This window comes from Mycobacterium sp., assembly GCF_019243155.1.
In the GTDB taxonomy this organism is placed as follows: domain Bacteria; phylum Actinomycetota; class Actinomycetes; order Mycobacteriales; family Mycobacteriaceae; genus Mycobacterium.
Genome location: NZ_JAFAUS010000302.1, coordinates 1 through 16,548 on the forward strand (window position 1 = coordinate 1; position 16,548 = coordinate 16,548).

Consider the following 16,548-nt stretch of genomic DNA (forward strand, 5'->3'; position numbering starts at 1 on the left):
TACGCCGCGGATCGAAGGCCTCGCCGCGGTTTTCGTCATGCTGCTGGAACTCGATGATGGTTCGCGACGAGTGATGCATGAGCAGAATGCCGCGCCATCCGTCCCCGGCAACCCGCTCGATTTCGGTCAACTCGAGCAGCTCAGCCCACCATCGGGCGCTCGCTTCGGCGTCACGAACCGAGAACGAAATATGCGACACCCTACTGAAAGTTGCCATAACGGATCCTCCTAGCCCACATGCCGGACACGCCGTCACCCCTCCGCTGCGAGTATGTCGTGTGCCTGGTCCATCATTTGCCGGATGATCTCGGCCGCAGGCGCTGTCCTTCGAACTTTGCCTACCCCTTCGCCGGCCGGGTAGGCCATCGATTCCCAATCACCGGTGGTTTCGGGCGTGGGCGGCAACGCCGACCTAGCCGGCAAGTCATAAGGCAGATTTACCGAATGCGGGAAAAGCCGAGTCCGGCCAATGGTGCCGTTCGCTTGTCGAACGGCTTCATGAACGCTTGCGTCTGCGTTACGCACGGCCGGAGTGTCGAGAAGCCGGTAGGGCTGGTCGGGCCACTCGGGTCCGAAAGCATTGGTGCGCAGCGTCTCACCGCGTGACTCGATGAGTCGACGCTGGTATTCAGGATGTGCATTGGCTTCCGCGGCGGCGACCAATGCGGTGCCTACCCATACGCCGTCAGCACCGGTACGCAAAGCCGCGGCTGCGGTCGTCCCGTCGGCGATGCCCCCTGCCGCCAACAACAGCATCTCGGGCCAATCGCTTTGGATCGTCCGCAGCAGCGCATGCAACGGGATGCGCCCGCGGGCGTGACCACCCGCCTCACTGCCCTGGGCGACAATCCCGTTGACACCGAGTTCGATTGCCGCTGCAGCAAGTTCGGGCGAAGAGGCCTGCATCCACACCCGTATACCCGCGGCGCGTAACGCGCTGACCCAGGCGGGCGGCGGCGGGTCATGGTGAAATACAACCAGCGGGACACCCAGTTGGATACAAGCGTCGATATGCTCGTCCGTGCTGGCCGGCCCGAGCCCAGTGTCGGCGCAGATCAGGTCGACCCCGAAGGGCCCAGTAGTCAACGCGCGCAATCGTTCTGCCATTACGACCAGACTGCCTGCCGGATCGGGGGACGCGCCCAGGACACCCAATCCCCCGGCATCCGTTACCGCGGCAGCCAGCCGTTCGTGTGCGATAAAGCCCATACCCGCCCCGACGAACGGGTGCAGGACGCCATAGTCCTGGGTCAAGCGGGTCTGCAGGGCGGGCACCCCTAGCGCGGCCGCTGCGTGGTCGGCAATCGGATCCCTTGATAATTCGGGCATCGCCCCTCCTCGTGAACGCTCCAAATTGGAGTATCCACCACAATACTCCAATTTGGAGTATTGTCTTCTTATGGCGCCTAGACAGCTGACCCCGACGTCGTTCGCGATACTCGGGCTGCTCTCGATTCAGCCGTTCACCACATACGAACTCGCTCAGCAGATGGAACGCACGTTGAGCTGGTTCTGGCCGCGAGCCGCCAGCATGATCTATGAAGAGCCGAAAAAACTGGCCACCGCGGGCCTGGCCACCTGCCAGGCCACCTTCACCGGCAAGCGCCGTAGCACGGTGTACGAGATCACCGATGCGGGGCGCGCCGAGTTACGAAACTGGCTCGACAAACCCGCCGCGGGGATGCAGATGGAGTTCGAAGCCATGATCAAAGTGGCGTTCGCCGATGCTGGCGATGTGACGCAGCTACGTGCGGCCGTGCGAGAGGTGCGGGCGGACGCCGAAGCGCAACTCGCTGAAATCCAGGCCAGGTCACAGGATTACGCCACTACCGGCGGCCCCTTTCCGGATCGCCTGCCGATCGCTGCCATCACTGGCCAGCTGCTCATGGGCCAGTACGAGGCGCTAGTCGGGTGGGCCCAGTGGGCCGAGGACGCGATAGCTGGATGGACCGGTGTCACGCCGGCAACCGGCGCTACCGTGCCGCCCGGCGCGTTCACTTCTGGATGGTCCGCCTAGAGCATCGTTCGCCACACAACACCTCGCTACAGGCGTCTCCGCCCGCCCTATTGAGGCAAGGGCTCGCCGAGTGTCTCCGGCGCCAGCGGAATGATGAAAAGCCCGATCACGAAAGCGATGGCCGTCAGCGCAACCGGCAGGCCCAGGGTATGCGTGTGCAGCACCGCCGCGCCGAGCAAGAAGTTCACGCCCGCGCCCACGAAGCGACCGAACGACGTGCAGAACGCAAACGCCGTCGCGCGCACCCGGGTCTCGAACTGCTCCGGCAGCCAGAGGCTGAACAAAGCGAAGTTGCCACCGAAAAACCCGAGCACGAACAGCCACGCGATGAACGGCGCGAGCCCGTGGGGCAGATAAAACGCCCAGCCGAAACTGCCGGCGATCGACACCGCCATGCCCGCGAAATAGATCGCAAGCGTCTTCTTACGTCCGATCCGTTCGGCGATCACCGGGAGAGCTAAGCAGCCCAGTATCGTCCCAATCGACAGCAGGCCCGTGGCCCAGGATGCGGTCTTGGTCGCACCGGCTTTGTCGATGCCCGCGTGCTGCGCCAACTGGATCACCGCCGACGGTTCATAAACCGCGCCCGCCCACAAGCCCACGATTGCAATGGTCACCAGGGCGGCGGCCACCCACGTGCGACGCCGGTAGCGTGGCCCGAGAATTTCGCGCAGCGGTTTCACATGGTCCTTGCTGTGCGACTCGGCCTCCTGGAACTTCTCGGTCTCCTGGACGCGCATCAGGATGAAGATCGCGACGACGACCGGCACCGCGCCGGTCAAAAACATTGCACGCCAACCGAAGTGGACACCGATCGTGTAGTTCAGCGCCGCCGCGAGGAAGAAACCGGCGTAGTAGCCGGTCTGCAGATAGCCCGCCCCCATCTTGCGCCGGTCTTCAGGCCAAGCCTCGGCGACGTAGGTTCCCGCGAGCGCCCATTCACCACCGATTCCCACCCCCGCGATGAAGCGAAAAATCGCCAGTTCCCAAACGTTTTGCGCGGCGGCGGAGAGTCCGGTGAAGATGGCGAAGGTGAAGATCGTGGCGGCCAGCACCTTGGTGCGGCCGAAGCGGTCGGCGATCGGTCCCCAGATGAACGACAGGCCCCAGCCGACCAGGAACAGGGCGAACAGGATCGAGCCAGCCAGCCCCACATTGGACGTCGTCGCGGCGTAGCCCGAACGGGGCAGTAGCTCGGTGAGCGCGGGGGTGAGCACGAGCGCATAGATGAACGAGTCCATCCCGTCGAGCGTCCAGCCCGTCCAGGCGCCCCAAAAGCCGGCGATCTGGGAACGGTTGAGAGGCGTGCGATGTCTTACGGGCGCGACCCGCTCGGTCATTGGACCAATCTAGCGGCCCGCGACGAGCGGCGCGCGACTCAGCGGCGTTCCCGGCGGTGGCTGCCCGGAGCGGTGAAGCCTTCGGTGTCGTCGAAGAAAGCCCACTGCCCTTCGTCGTTGACCTCCATGCGCCAACCCAGCTCGGACTTGCCGACCATGAAGCCGACAAACCATGCGTGGGCGGCCTCCGCGCCGGCAAATTTCTTCGTCGCGACGACGTGACCGTGCGGGTCGACAACGCGAAACTCAACCATGGGACCTGATTATCCCTGTCAGCGAGCTTTCAATCGCGCAAATCGTCGTTCTGGGCACGGGCACCCGCGTCGTCGATCTGGCAAAGCAGGGGCTACACGGTGCGCGCCAGCCGGTCGGCGAGCATCTCTGCGAACCTGGCCGGATCCTCCAGCGCGCCGCCTTCAGCGAGAAGAGCTGTGCCATAGAGCAATTCGGCCGTCTCGGCGACCGAAGGGTCATTGGCACGGTCGGTATGCGCCTGGCGCAGGCCGGTGACCAGCGGGTGATTCGGGTTGAGCTCGAGAATCCGTTTGCCGACCGGGACATCTTGGCCGGACGCCCGGTAAAGGCGGGCGAGCGCCGGTGTGATGCCGAAGGCGTCGGTGATCAGGCACGCGGGCGACTCTGTCAGGCGGTTGGACAGCCGCACCTCCTTGACGTGATCGCTGAGCGTCTCCTTCAGCCAGGTCAGCAGGTCGGCGAAATCCTTCTGCTGCTCTTCCCGTTCGGCCTCGCTCTCCTCCCCTTCGGAGCTGAGGTCCACCTCGCCCTTGGCGACCGACTGCAGCTGCTTGCCGTCGAACTCGTTGACCGATCCCACCCAGACTTCGTCGACCGGGTCGGTGAGCAGCAAGACCTCGTAACCCTTGGCTTTGAAGGCCTCGAGGTGCGGCGACTTCAGGATCTGCTGACGCGTCTCGCCGGTGGCGTAGAAGATCTGCTCCTGGCCTTCCTTCATCCGCTCCACGTACTCGGCCAAGGTGGTGGGGTCCTCGTCGCTGTGCGTCGAGGCGAAGGAGGAGACCTGCAGCAGGGTCTCACGGTTGTCGAAGTCCGACATCAAGCCCTCTTTGACGACCCTGCCGAACTGCGTCCAGAAGGTGCGGTAATCATCCGGCCGCTCGGACTGCAGGTCCTTGATGGTCGATAGCACCTTTTTAGTCAACCGGCGACGGATAGCCTTGATTTGCCGGTCTTGCTGCAGGATTTCGCGCGAGACGTTCAGCGACATGTCCTGGGCGTCAACGACACCCTTGACGAAGCGCAGGTACTCGGGCATCAGCTCGTCGCAGTCGCTCATGATGAACACGCGCTTGACATACAGCTGGATCCCGGTCTGGGCGTCGCGATTGAACAGGTCGAACGGCGCGTGGGACGGGATGAAAAGCAGGGCCTGATATTCGAAAGTTCCCTCGGCCCGCATCGCGATCACCTCGAGCGGGTCATCCCAGGCGTGCGCGACGTGCTTGTAGAACTCGCTGTACTCCTCCTCGGAGACCTCCTCCTTGGGGCGGGCCCACAGCGCCTTCATCGAGTTGAGGGTCTCGTTGTCGATGACGACCTCTTCGCGGGTCTCCTCGGAGCCCTCCTCGACGGGGACCTGGATGTGGCGCTCGACCTCCATCCGGATAGGCCAGGCGATGAAGTCGGAATACTTCTTGACCAGGCTCCGGATCTTGAAGTCCGCGGTGTAGTCGTGCAGCTCGTCCTCGGCGTCTTCAGGCTTGAGATGCAGGGTGACCGACGTCCCCTGCGGAGCACCCTCGATGGCTTCGATGGTGTAGGTGCCCTCGCCGCTCGATTCCCACTTGGTGGCCTCGCTCTCGCCGGCCTTACGGGTGAGCAGTTCGACCTTGTCGGCGACCATGAAGCTCGAATAGAAGCCGATGCCGAACTGCCCGATCAGTTCCTCTGAGGCCGCGGCGTTCTTGGCTTCCTTGAGTTGCTGCCGCAATTCGGCGGTACCCGACTTGGCCAGTGTGCCGATCAGATCCACGACTTCGGCGCGGGTCATGCCGATGCCGTTGTCGCGGATGGTCAGGGTGCGGGCGGTTTTGTCCACGTCGATCTCGATGTGCAGATCCGAGGTGTCGACGTCGAGGTCCTTGTTGCGGAAGGCTTCCAGCCGCAGCTTGTCCAGCGCGTCGGACGCGTTCGAGATCAACTCCCGCAGGAAGGAATCCTTATTGGAGTAGACGGAGTGGACCATCAAATCCAGTAGTTGCCGAGCCTCTGCCTGGAACTCCAACTGCTCGACTTGCGCGCTCATGACATTCCCTACTTCTCCTGTTGCGGACAGAACGGTGCCAAATTTACCGAGGCGCTTAGCGGGCCTGACCGGGGGTTCGCCTTCCCTGGGCACTCCGCGAAGCCTTCACCAGGGCTGCAGAGCATGTTCGCCCGTACTCGTCTCGTCGGGGCCTTACGCTGAGCAGATGTCCGTTGCTCAACGCGAACGTGCCGCCCTCGTCGAGACCATGCGCGGCGTGGGGCCCGATGCGCCCACGCTGTGCGAAGGATGGAAGACCCGGGACCTGGCCGCCCACCTGATGATCCGGGAGTACCGCCCCGACGCCATGCCGGGCATCCTGATCCCGTTCTTTGCCTCGCGCACGCAGAAGGTGCAGAACCAGGTGGCCGAGCAGACCGAATGGGAAGCGCTGGTCGACAAAGTGGCGGCCGGGCCGCCGGTGTACTCGCCGCTCAAACTGCTGGACCCCGTGGCCAACGTCGCCGAGATGTTCATCCACCACGAGGATGTGCGGCGCGCGCAGCCCGGCTGGGAGCCGCGCACGCTGGAGCCCGCGCTGAGCAACAGCCTGAGCCGCACCCTGCCGCTGATGGCGCGGCTGACGCTGGCCAAGATGCCCGGCCGGGTGGCGCTGCGAACCCCGGCAGGCAAAACGGTGCTGACCGCCGGGAGCGGTTCCGCGGTCACGGTCACCGGCGCGCCCGAGGAGCTGTTGCTGTTCTCCGTCGGGCGTCTCGCGCGAGTCGATGTCGAGGGCGATCCGGCGGCGGCACAGGCTGTCCGCGAAGCGCCGAAGGGGCTATGACATTCCGCGTCACTCCAGACACTTTCAGCACCACAAGGAAGTTCGCACTCCGCTTTAATAGGTGCGTTACTTTCCTGTGGGCTTGGCGGGCAGCTCGGTGTCGGCGATGGTTTCGTGCTCGTGATTTTGCGTATGGATGGGCGATCTCGGTGTGTGATCTATTTGCAGGCTGAGCACTTCAGGGCGGCTGTAGTGCCCACCGGCGTCCATGAGCGCCTTGCGCTTATCGATCAATGAGAAATCCAGATCGGCGATCACCTGCCCCTCACCGGATTTCAGGGGCTCACCCAGCAGTTCGCCTTGCGGGGTGACGATCGCGGTGAAGCAGCCACCGGAGATCGGACCCAGCGGGCAACCGGTATCGGCCATGATCTGCGCCTGCTGATCGGCGTCGAGCCAGGCAGTCGCGTTGACTACGAAGGCACCGGATTCCAGGGCGTGGTTGCGGACGCTGATCTCGGCCTGTTGGGCGAAGAGCTCGCCGCCAAAGCATCCCGGGAACATGGCGGAGTGGATCTGCTCGCCGTCGGCGATCAAGGCATAGCGGGCCAGCGGGTTGTAGTGCTCCCAGCAGGCCAATTGACCGACGCGACCGACAGCGCTGTCGACCGCTTTCAATCCGCTGCCGTCGCCCTGACCCCAAATCATTCGCTCGTGGTACGTCGGGCTGATCTTGCGCCGACGCTGTATCAGGGCACCGTCAGCGTCGAAGAGCAACTGGGTGTTGAACACCGAGCCGCCGGCGCGTTCGTTCACGCCTATCGATACGACCATTGCCGCGCGGCGGGCGGCCTCACCGATCGCATCCGTCGTCGACGACGGTATGGTCACCGCTTCGTTCATCAATCTGAGTTGCTCTGAACTCATTTCGAACGGGCGCTGCACGAACGAGAAGTACGGGTAATACGGGATAACAGTCTCAGGAAAGGTCGCGAATTTCACGCCCTGGCTGGCCAATTCATCAATCTTTGCAACGACTTTGGCCGCGGTGCCCTCGCGACTGTAAAGCACGGGGCTGATCTGCACGGCGGCGGCTCGAACTGCGGACATTATCGCCTTCTTCTTCGACGTCCACTCAAGGCTGGCTAGTCAGAAGCGTTGCACCCCTTAGGGAGTACCCTCCCAATGCTTGGCCAGCGCTGTGCCGGAAAACTTTTCGAGCATCAAGCGAGAAAAGGACAGCAACGCGCTGCGTGGCCGGTGGTTCACCACAATGCGCTGCGTCTGCCCGGTGTCGTTGTAGGTGACCAGGACGACGACTCTCGTTTTCACGCCGCGGACCTCGGAGGTGTAATCCTCGACAAAGCCGTAGTCGCCGCATGGGCCCGCGTAACTGAACACCTGATTCTCATATTGCTCTCGGGCCACAACCATGACTGCGCGAACGTCGTCCGCGCCCTGGGCGACACCATCCATCGCCGCGGCCTCCAGGCTGACATCGTGAGCCAGATTGTCTAACCACAAGGGGTAATAGGGATTGCCCATGTACGTCATGCCGTGCCTCCGTTCGAAGTCCGGCGCAGCCGGATGCGGTATGGCGTCCCCTCCGAGCCGGGCGGAGCGTCCGACTGACATCCATGGCGTGCATTCCGAACCATACGCCGCGAGGCGATAACCGGCCTACACTTTTGACCACTGGCTTGCAGGCAGGAGCGGCGCATGAATCGCTGGAGTTGCCAACTAGTAGTGGGTCGTCGGTCGTGACTGGGCCCCTGTATCTGATCACCGGCGCCGGGGGAGGCACCGGTGGCGTGAGCCGGCTGGTGGTCGACCAACTGCGGGGACGCGGAGAACGCGTGCGCGCGTTGGTGCATCGCGACGACGAGCGGGCCAACGGGCTGCGGGGACTCGGCGCCGAGGTGGTGGTGGGCGACCTCACCGATCCGCAAGACGTCGTGCGCGCCATGACCGGTGTCGATCGCATGTTCTTTTCCATGAGCGTCTCCCCCGACTACTTGCAGGCCACTGTGGTCGTGTGCGATGCGGCATTGCAATTGGGGCGGCTCGAGGTGCTCGCGAACATGTCACAGATGACGGTTTCGCAAATGACACTGACAAGCGTCGGCGAGTCCCGTCAGCATCGCCTGCACTATCTCGCCGAGCATGTGCTGAACTGGTCCGGGGTGCCGGTCGTCCACATGAGACCGACGGCGTTTCTTGACAATCCGATCTTCACGCTGTTCGCGGTCCCGTCCTTGCGCGAGCGGAACATCTTGGTGCTGCCGTTCGGCGAGGGCCGTACGTCGCCTATCGCCGCCAGTGACGTCGCCCGTGCGGTCTCGACCGTGCTTTTGGAACCGGCGGGACGCATCGGGCACGTGTACGAGTTGACCGGCCCGGAGAGCCTGGACATCGAAGGATTGGCCGCGCAGTACGCCCGTGGTTTGCAGCGACCGATCACCGGCGTCGATGTCCCGCTCGACGCGTGGGTGGAGGATGTGCTCAAGCCCGTGGGTCTGCCCGCGCACCTACAGCAGCACCTCGCCACGATGGCACGACTTCATCGAGAGGGCCGCTATGATCGTGCCACCAAAGACGTCGAAGAGCTCACGGGCCGACCCGCATTGACTGTCGCCCAATACATCACCGAGAACCCACAGCTGTTCTCCTGACGGTCTCGTCACCCGAATGCCGCACGCAGCTCCCTCTTGATGACCTTCCCGAACTGGTTGCGCGGCAGCGCATCGACGACCACGAGACGCTCGGGATGTTTGTAGCGGCTCAGGCCGTGCGAATGACAGTGCTGCACAAGGGATTCCAACGAAACCTCGACGGCCGGTTCGGCTACCACCACGGCGCAGACTCGCTCGCCGGTACGCGGGTCGGGAATGCCGATGACCGCAACGTCGGCGACGGCGGGATGGGTGGCGAGCACGTTCTCGATCTCGAGGGCCGAAATGTTCTCCGCGTTGCGGATGATCGCGTCTTTGATCCGCCCCGTCACTCGGACGTTGCCGTCGGCATCGACCAGCCCGAGATCGCCTGTGCGCAGCCAGCCGTCCTTGTCGAACGCGTCTGCGTCAAGCGTGGCGTCCACGTAGCCCAGGAAGCACTGAGGCCCCTTGAGGCGTAATTCCCCTTCGTGTCCCGCAGGGAGTTCCACCTCGTGGTTGTCGACCACCCGGACGCGGACACCGGATACCGGCGCGCCGACCGTGTGGTCGAGCACCTCTGGCGGCGCGCCGAGCGGTGGCGAAGTCGCCGCGGGAAACTCGGTGAGGCCCCAGGCGTTGGCGATGCCGGTCAACCCAAAGGTGTCGCGGACCTGACGTCCGAGCTCGGCGGTGATGGGCGCGCCTCCGGCGAGGCAACCGCGCAACGACGGGAACAGCGGCCGATCACCGTGCGCGCGTTGGGCATCGAGGAACGCCACGAAGAAGGGCGTCGCCGTGCCCAGGAACGTCGGATCGTGCGCGGCGATGGCGAGCGGCGTCTTGGCCGGATCGAACGACTCGAACAGCGCCAACCGCAGGCCGGTCAGCAGGGCGGTGGCCAACATCGCGGCCCCACCGATGTGTGCGATCGGAAACGCGATGGGATCCACGTCGCTGCTGGTGGTGCCGACCATGTCGACAACCGCCGCCGAGCCGGCGATCAGCGACGCGTCGGAGTGGCGAATTCCTTTGGGAGCGGCGGTGGTTCCCGAGGAGAAGTAAATCCAGCGGGTGTCGTCCGCCGGGGCGGGTGGCGGAGCAAGGGCGCTAGCATTCGCGCGAGGCAGCCGAAGCTCGCCGGCGGCCGGAGGCGTGACCAGGTCGACGGTGATGACCTCAAAGCCGCGATCACGCGCCAAAGCCCGCGCAAGATCGCCGTGCTCGAATCCGCGCCAAACCTCCGGCACCACAAAGAATTCCGTGGCCAGTTGGCCGGTGATGAAGTTGACCTCGTTTTCGCGCAGTATCGGGATGATCGGGTTTTGCACCGCGCCGAGCCGGACGAGCGCGGCCATGACAACCATCGTCTCCAGCGTCGTCGGCAACTGCCAGGACACAACGGTTCCCGCGCGGATCCCCCGTTCGGCGAGTGCGGCGGCGGTCGCGCAGGCCTCGTCGTGAAGCCGGCGTGCGGTCAGGCTGCGTCCGTGCTCGTCGGCGAGCAGCGCCCGATCTGATCCGCGTTGCGCCGCGTCGGCGATCAATGCCCAAAAGGTGGTGTCTGTTGCGTGCCTCATCCGGCCGCAGGGTTCACCGATGTGGGACGAAAGCCGGAGTGCGCGATGGCGACTGATATGCCCGTGCCGATCGGGCCCTTGTGGTCGACGAGAATCGCCGACCCGGTGGCCACGCCCTCGTCGCTCTGGTGAGTGAGCGAGGCCAGGCCGATATGCTCGCCCTCTGGCAGTCGGCTCAGCGTGAGTGTGTAATCGGCGTTGATGAACTGCAAGGCCTCCGTGCCCCAGTTGGCGATGGATGCCGTGATGTCGCCGGCCATTGCCGCGCGGGTGAAGGCGGTGAGTGGTTCGCCGTCGATCAGCGGCCGAGTCTCGTGCAACCAGGTGTATTTCGGCCCGGAGCCGTGCGGCCAGTCAGGGTCGGGATTCTGCACGCCGGTCCCCCAGCCATAGGTCCGCATGAAAAGCGTCGAATAGCCGCCGTCCGGCAGCGGTGGCATCGGCACCTCTGGTGACCAGACTTGCCCCTCCGGTTGTTGGCCGCGCCGCAGAAACAACGCGGTGGCCTGCGCTACGGAGTCGCCTTCCTGGGTGAGAACGGCCTCGATCAGCCGCAGTCGCCGTCGGTCGTACAGCACGCGAGTGTGCACCTCGATGGGCTGCAAAGCCGTCGGCCGGGGAAGGTCGACGGTCAACCGCGCAGGTTGTAGATCCGGGTCGTCGGCCGCGCGTTCGACGGCCCAGCCCAACAGTCCACCGACAACGTGGCCACTGAGCGACGGCCCCCAGCCACCACGCGCGATTCCGGTTGGAACGAAGCGTGTTTCGTCGCGCATGAAGTACGGCTTCGGGCCCGCCAATTCGGGTTCATCCAGCACGACATCGGGCTCGGCCACTGCAGCATTCTCCAGGTCATGAGGCGTTCGGACCACGTTCGGGACCGCAACCGTGGATGTTACAGTTGCGCTTCCCGTCACTGCCGGTCAGGCGATCGCTGCGCCCACCAGATGCCCGATCACGTAAGTAATCGCTAAGGCAAGACCGCCCCCGATGACGTTGCGGAGCACGGCACGACCTTTGGGCGCTCTGCCCAAACCCGCCGACACTGCCCCCGTGATGGTCAACGCGACCAAGACGGCCGCGACGGTAACCGGGATTCGCCATGCGGTCGGCGGGGCCAGGATGGCGATCAACGGCAACAGGGCGCCGACGGAAAACGCCACCGCCGAGGACAGCGCCGCCTGCCAGGGGTTGGACAGTTCCTCGGGATCGATACCCAATTCGATTTCGGCGTGCGCGAGCAGAGGATTGTGGTCGGTGAGTTCCTCCGCCACCCTGCGGGCGGTCGCCGCCGTCAGACCTTTCCCCTCATAGAGCGTCGCAAGCTCGTCGAGCTCGGACGCGGGATCGTCGTGCAGCTCCTCGCACTCCTCATCCAGCAGCGCCTTCTCGGTGTCGCGCTGGGTGCTGACCGACACGTATTCCCCTAGCGCCATCGACACCGCCCCCGCCACCAGGCCCGCGCTTCCCGCGGTCAAAATCGGGGCGCGTTGCACGGTCGCGGCCGCCACGCCGACGACGATCCCGGCAGTGGAGACGATTCCGTCGTTTGCCCCGAGAACCCCGGCGCGTAGCCAATTCAACTTCGCGGATACCGATCCGAGATGGGGCTCATTCGCATGTGGCGTACGCGGCACGGGCGAAAGGATATACACCGAAAACGCGCGTGACTAGCCAACATAGCCTTGCCAAAGCATCGTTTTGGTCGCCCAAAAGTTCTGCATGGGCCTCTCACAGCCGGTCCATAGGAAAGCTTTCTACGGTTTGGATGGTGTAAGGGGGGAATTCTCAGGAATTCACTAGTAGAAGGTGAAAAACCATGAAATTTAACCAAATGATCGGGGGGATCGCCGTGGCTGGCGCTCTCGGCGCTGCCGCCTTCGGCATGGGCGCTGGCGCGGCCAACGCCGCCCCCGGAGGACCACCGCCGGCACCGGCAGGGGGCCATGGCGCCCCGGCTTCCGGCGGCGACCATGGCGGCCCTGGCGGGCCTGGCGGCCATCCGAACGCGCCCGGTGACCCGGGCGGGCCTGGTGGACCGGGCGGACCCGGCGGCCCAGGTGGCGACCACCCCGGTGGTCCTGGCGGCCCCGGTGGACCCGGCGGACCAGGCGACCACCCAGGCGGACCCGGTGGTCCGGGTGACCACCCAGGCGGTCCGGGCGGACCCGGTGGTCCGGGTGACCACCCAGGCGGTCCTGGTGGTCCGGGTGACCACCCAGGCGGACCTGGCGGCCCAGGTGACCACCCAGGCGGACCCGGTGGGCCCGGCGAACGCGGTGGTCCCGATCCCCACCCTGGCGGACCCTGGCATGGCGACGCGCAGCGTGGCTACTTCCACGGGGCCCCGTGGGGCGACGGACCGGCTCCGTGGGGGGCCGGCGAGCCGCCGCGACCGGATTGGGGAGGCAGGCCGCTTCCTCCGCCCGGTGGGCACTGGGATTATGGCCCGGTCAACTACTGGGGCTACCAGGAAACCCCCGTTTGGGACCCCGGGTTCAACGCATGGGGCTTCTGGCTCTTCGGAGTCTGGATCCCGCTGTAAAGAGCAGTAGACGCGACGCCCGCTTCGCCACCCGGCGAGGCGGGCGTCGTGCTTTGAGCTACCGCTTCTCCGGTGCGCCCCGGTAAGTGCCGATGCTCCACGAATTGCCCTCGGGATCGCGCAGGCTGAAAGTGTGTGAGCCATAGTCGGTGTCGTGCAATTCGGCGCTTATCTCGGCGCCCGCGGCCCTGACTTTCGCGTGGATGGCGTCTACGTGGGCCGAGACCACGTAGACGCAGCTGCTGCCGGGCTTCATCGCGTCGTGGACGCCGTCGGCGGGACCGCCGGTGCTGCCCAACATCACTCCCCCGCCTTCCGGCCAGCGCAGTTCGGCGTGCGCGATCGAATTGTCCGGGCCCGCAACGACCATCGTCTCGGCAAACCCGAGCACATCAACGAGGAAGCGCAACGCCGCGGGTGCGTCGTCGTAGCGCAGGGCGGGCCAAACTGTGGGTGTGGGTGTTTCGGTCATGGACTCAGTCTGGACATCCGAGAATGTCGTCGTCTTGGAGGAATGGGAGCTCTTCACGAATCCAGGTCCGTGGCGAGCACCCAGCCATTGCGCGCCATTCATTGCTCAGGTGGGCCTGGTCGTAGAAGCCACACTCGACCGCTAGCCGAGACAGATCGACCTGACCCCGGCGCAGCAGGGTGCCCGCATGTTCGAAGCGCAGCACCCGGGCAACCTGTTTCGGGGTCAGCCCGGTCTCCTTATGAAATTTGTGCGCGAAATGCCTTCTACTCCAGCCGATCTCAGCGGCGACATCCGCGATGCGCACCCGACCGGCGGCGTCGCTCATCAGACGCCAGCCCTCTGCGAGCTCGGCGCTAACGGATAGCGGCTCGGCGACCGCCGCCGCCAGGACCTCGTCGAGGATGCGGAAGCGATCCGACCAGCTTCGCGTCGAGGCCAGCCTGTCCGGCAACTGGGCCAGCGCCGGTCGTCCCAGATCTGGCAGCGCGACGACGTGACCACTCAGATCCGCCGAACTCGACCCCAGCAGGGTGCGCACGCCCAACGGATGCAACTCGAGGTGGATACCGCACTGCGTGCGATCCTGGGCGATCAACACCGGATCGGTGTGCAGGCCACCGATCAACCCCGACGCGGCGACGGTTCCCGTCTGCGCTCGGACCCGCACCGGGTCCCGCAGACTGATGATGAGCGTGACGTGGCGCGACGGAAGACCGCGGTGCAGCGGCAGAGTGACATCGTCCTGCTCGTAACCGATGTACCTGCCCGCCAAGAATCGCACCGCCGGATGTGGCCGGCGGACAACCCGCTTCGCGCCCACCCGCTCAGGTTATGACGAAGAGATGAGCGAGTCAGCCCACCGAACCTGCGCGGCAACGAACCAGGTCCGCCCAGTCTTCATCGACGCCGTAGTCCGTCGCCACCCTTTTACGCGCGCGGGCTCCGTACCGTTCAGCGCTTGGTACCCACAGTGATCAGATCGCCGATGAACTGCGTCCAAACGGCACGCCGGACCCGATGCTGATCGCTGATGACGAAACCCGCGTCCTCGAACAGGGTCCGCATCTCAGCCGGTGACGGGTTGTGCTGCGGTTTCCACCTCGCCGAGGCCGACTGCAGGCGCTGCTGGCGAACGCTCAGCGCGCTGATCGCGACAAGTCCGCCCGGGGCGAGCACCCTATGGAATTCGCGCAGCGCCGCCGGCTGGTCGAAGAAGTGGAACGCAGATGTGGTCACGACGGCATCGAGCGCGCCGTCATCGAAGGGAAGCTGCTCGGCCGGGCCCCGTAGCCATTGCACCCGACTGGACCTGGCGCGAGCCTGATTGAGCATGCCGACGGACATGTCGACGCCATAGAGCTCGTCAGGCTGTATTTCACGCTCGATCCGGTCACTGAGAATCCCTGTACCACAGGCGATGTCAGCGATCCTGCGGGATTGGTGGCTGCGTAGCTGGGCAATCACCTCGTCGTGCGGCGGACGGTAGACCCACTGCTGCAAGAACGGCAGATCGTAGGCGGGGGCCAGGAAGCCCCACATTCGCGTGATGGCGGTGTTGAGCCCTCGACGCTGCACCTCGGTCATTTGTTCAGCACCGAGCTGTAGTAGATGGTGTCGGCCATCGACACAGAATCGTTGGTCTGCGAGATCGCCGCAAGCCCATGATCGGCAAGCAGCTCACCCATTTTGATGCCCGTCGACTGCCAGCCCAGGTTGTCCAGGTAAAGCTCGACGTTGTTGCGCTCCCCCTCGTAGCCGAGGTCGGCGAATTCCAAGTCGAAACCATGCTCGCGCCATTTGGCGGTGGCCCGCTGCATTACTTCCCGCGCTTTGTCGAGGTCCTGCTCCGAGCTGTCCGGGATGGCTTCGCACGCGAGTCGGCTTCCGCTGGCGCTGAGCGCGGTGATGTTGTCCAGCAAGCGGTCTTGAGCTTCTGGCGGCAGGTATCCAAACAATCCCTCCGCGATCCACGCGGCGGGCTGAGTCTTGTCAAAACCTGCTTCTTCCAACGCTTTCGGCCAGTCCTGTCGTAGATCGATGGCGACCGTGCGCAGTTCGGCCTGCGGTGTGGCGCCCAGGCCGGCCAGGGTGGACGTTTTGAACTCGATCACCTGCGGCTGGTCGATTTCGAACACCGTCATGCCGGCAGGCCACGCCAGCCGGTAGGCGCGTGCGTCGAGACCGGAAGCCAGGATGACGGCCTGGCGGATTCCCGCCTGCGCCGCGTCGTGGAAGAAGGAGTCGAAGAATCGAGTGCGGGCGGCCATCGCGTCGGGCATGTGCTCGAGCTTCCAGGGCGACTCGTCGTCATCGACGTCAGCAGCCTGCAGGTCACCGGTCGCCCATCGTGTCAGGAAGTCAATGCCGACGGCGCGAACCAATGGCTCGGCGAACCGGTCTTTGATCAACGGGTTGTCGGCTTTGGTGGCAATAGCCCGGGCGGCTGCGACCATCGTGGCGGTCGCGCCCACACTGGTGGCCAGATCCCAGCTGTCGTTGTCTGTGCGTGGCATGCGGTTGTTCTCCCCCATTCGGAATCAAACTTTGCTTAGCCCATATAACGAAACATGGGCCCGCACGGTTCCCTGTCGGGCAGATTTGTACGTGAAAGGTTATTTCGGCAGGTCCGGGCGTCTCACGGCCGCTATTGGGTGACCAATTCGAAGACGGGGATGATGCGGTCGGTTTGCTCCTGGTATTCGCCGAACCCCGGGGCACGCTCGACGACCGTCCGGTAGATAGCATCCCGCCGGTCGCGCGGGAGTTCGTGCGCTGTGGCCGACTTTGCGGCTTCATCGCCGATCTCGACGCTCACCTGCGGGTTGGCGCGGATGTTGTGGACCCACGCGGGATTGTTCTCCCGGCCCGCCGCGGAGCCGATGACGTAGATCTTGCCGTCGATATCGAAGTAGGCCACCGGGTTGACGCG

Annotated in this window: 19 protein-coding genes; 4 read left to right on the top strand and 15 right to left on the bottom strand. The window is 64.8% G+C overall.

Annotated features, from left to right (window positions below; all coding sequences use genetic code 11):
- A partial coding sequence (locus JOZ00_RS15120; RefSeq protein WP_293344867.1) for a VOC family protein occupies nt 1-217 on the bottom strand: 217 nt, incomplete at its 3' end.
- Between the two features lie 35 nt (nt 218-252).
- A complete protein-coding gene (locus JOZ00_RS15125; RefSeq protein WP_293344869.1) occupies nt 253-1,329 on the bottom strand; it encodes a nitronate monooxygenase in 1,077 nt (358 codons plus the stop codon).
- 70 nt (nt 1,330-1,399) lie between these two features.
- Here JOZ00_RS15125 and JOZ00_RS15130 point away from each other — a divergent pair, with 70 nt between their 5' ends.
- On the top strand, nt 1,400-2,017 hold the full coding sequence (locus tag JOZ00_RS15130) for a PadR family transcriptional regulator (protein ID WP_293344871.1): 618 nt from the start codon (nt 1,400-1,402) through the stop codon (nt 2,015-2,017).
- Between the two features lie 47 nt (nt 2,018-2,064).
- Here the strand turns inward: JOZ00_RS15130 and JOZ00_RS15135 are convergent, their stop codons facing one another.
- The 3 genes from JOZ00_RS15135 to htpG form a co-directional block, all read right to left on the bottom strand.
- Nucleotides 2,065-3,357, bottom strand: a complete 1,293-nt coding sequence (locus tag JOZ00_RS15135) for an MFS transporter (protein ID WP_293344873.1) — start codon at nt 3,355-3,357, stop codon at nt 2,065-2,067.
- 38 nt (nt 3,358-3,395) lie between these two features.
- Nucleotides 3,396-3,611, bottom strand: a complete 216-nt coding sequence (locus JOZ00_RS15140; protein ID WP_293344875.1) for a hypothetical protein — start codon at nt 3,609-3,611, stop codon at nt 3,396-3,398.
- Nucleotides 3,612-3,703: 92 nt separating this feature from the next.
- Nucleotides 3,704-5,641 (bottom strand): molecular chaperone HtpG, encoded by a 1,938-nt coding sequence (gene htpG / locus JOZ00_RS15145; RefSeq protein ID WP_293344877.1) that lies wholly within the window; start codon nt 5,639-5,641, stop codon nt 3,704-3,706.
- A gap of 166 nt (nt 5,642-5,807) precedes the next feature.
- Here htpG and JOZ00_RS15150 point away from each other — a divergent pair, with 166 nt between their 5' ends.
- Nucleotides 5,808-6,428, top strand: coding sequence for a TIGR03085 family metal-binding protein (locus JOZ00_RS15150; protein ID WP_293344879.1), 621 nt, complete (start codon nt 5,808-5,810; stop codon nt 6,426-6,428).
- Nucleotides 6,429-6,494: 66 nt separating this feature from the next.
- Here JOZ00_RS15150 and JOZ00_RS15155 read toward each other — a convergent pair whose 3' ends face one another.
- Together JOZ00_RS15155 and JOZ00_RS15160 are read right to left on the bottom strand one after the other, a co-directional pair.
- Complete coding sequence (locus tag JOZ00_RS15155; protein ID WP_293344881.1) at nt 6,495-7,478, bottom strand: nitrilase-related carbon-nitrogen hydrolase; 984 nt, start codon at nt 7,476-7,478, stop codon at nt 6,495-6,497.
- A 57-nt stretch (nt 7,479-7,535) separates the two neighbouring features.
- On the bottom strand, nt 7,536-7,922 hold the full coding sequence (locus tag JOZ00_RS15160) for a hypothetical protein (RefSeq protein WP_293344883.1): 387 nt from the start codon (nt 7,920-7,922) through the stop codon (nt 7,536-7,538).
- Between the two features lie 206 nt (nt 7,923-8,128).
- Between JOZ00_RS15160 and JOZ00_RS15165 the strand changes: the two genes are divergently transcribed.
- Nucleotides 8,129-9,040, top strand: a complete 912-nt coding sequence (locus JOZ00_RS15165) for an NAD(P)H-binding protein (RefSeq protein WP_293344885.1) — start codon at nt 8,129-8,131, stop codon at nt 9,038-9,040.
- 8 nt (nt 9,041-9,048) lie between these two features.
- On the opposite strand, the gene JOZ00_RS15170 is transcribed toward JOZ00_RS15165, so the two are convergent.
- The 3 genes from JOZ00_RS15170 to JOZ00_RS15180 form a co-directional block, all read right to left on the bottom strand.
- On the bottom strand, nt 9,049-10,599 hold the full coding sequence (locus JOZ00_RS15170; protein WP_293344887.1) for an AMP-binding protein: 1,551 nt from the start codon (nt 10,597-10,599) through the stop codon (nt 9,049-9,051).
- Nucleotides 10,596-11,435 carry a thioesterase family protein gene (locus JOZ00_RS15175; protein ID WP_293344889.1) on the bottom strand — a complete coding sequence of 280 codons (840 nt, stop codon included), beginning with the start codon at nt 11,433-11,435 and terminating at the stop codon, nt 10,596-10,598. Before JOZ00_RS15175 ends, JOZ00_RS15170 begins: the two co-directional genes overlap by 4 nt.
- Before the next feature lie 87 nt (nt 11,436-11,522).
- On the bottom strand, nt 11,523-12,236 hold the full coding sequence (locus tag JOZ00_RS15180) for a VIT family protein (RefSeq protein WP_293344891.1): 714 nt from the start codon (nt 12,234-12,236) through the stop codon (nt 11,523-11,525).
- 182 nt (nt 12,237-12,418) lie between these two features.
- Between JOZ00_RS15180 and JOZ00_RS15185 the strand changes: the two genes are divergently transcribed.
- Entirely contained in the window at nt 12,419-13,144 is a 726-nt protein-coding gene (locus JOZ00_RS15185) for a chitin-binding protein (protein WP_293344893.1), read from the top strand.
- A 58-nt stretch (nt 13,145-13,202) separates the two neighbouring features.
- Here JOZ00_RS15185 and JOZ00_RS15190 read toward each other — a convergent pair whose 3' ends face one another.
- The 5 genes from JOZ00_RS15190 to JOZ00_RS15210 all read right to left on the bottom strand — a co-directional run.
- Nucleotides 13,203-13,616: a VOC family protein gene (locus JOZ00_RS15190; RefSeq protein WP_293344895.1), complete on the bottom strand. Its 414-nt coding sequence runs from the start codon at nt 13,614-13,616 to the stop codon at nt 13,203-13,205.
- A 4-nt stretch (nt 13,617-13,620) separates the two neighbouring features.
- Nucleotides 13,621-14,439: an AraC family transcriptional regulator gene (locus JOZ00_RS15195; RefSeq protein WP_293344897.1), complete on the bottom strand. Its 819-nt coding sequence runs from the start codon at nt 14,437-14,439 to the stop codon at nt 13,621-13,623.
- 131 nt (nt 14,440-14,570) lie between these two features.
- Nucleotides 14,571-15,203 (bottom strand): class I SAM-dependent methyltransferase, encoded by a 633-nt coding sequence (locus tag JOZ00_RS15200; RefSeq protein WP_293344899.1) that lies wholly within the window; start codon nt 15,201-15,203, stop codon nt 14,571-14,573.
- Nucleotides 15,200-16,132, bottom strand: coding sequence for a class I SAM-dependent methyltransferase (locus tag JOZ00_RS15205; protein WP_293344901.1), 933 nt, complete (start codon nt 16,130-16,132; stop codon nt 15,200-15,202). Before JOZ00_RS15205 ends, JOZ00_RS15200 begins: the two co-directional genes overlap by 4 nt.
- Before the next feature lie 131 nt (nt 16,133-16,263).
- A partial coding sequence (locus tag JOZ00_RS15210; RefSeq protein WP_293344903.1) for a nitroreductase family deazaflavin-dependent oxidoreductase occupies nt 16,264-16,548 on the bottom strand: 285 nt, incomplete at its 5' end.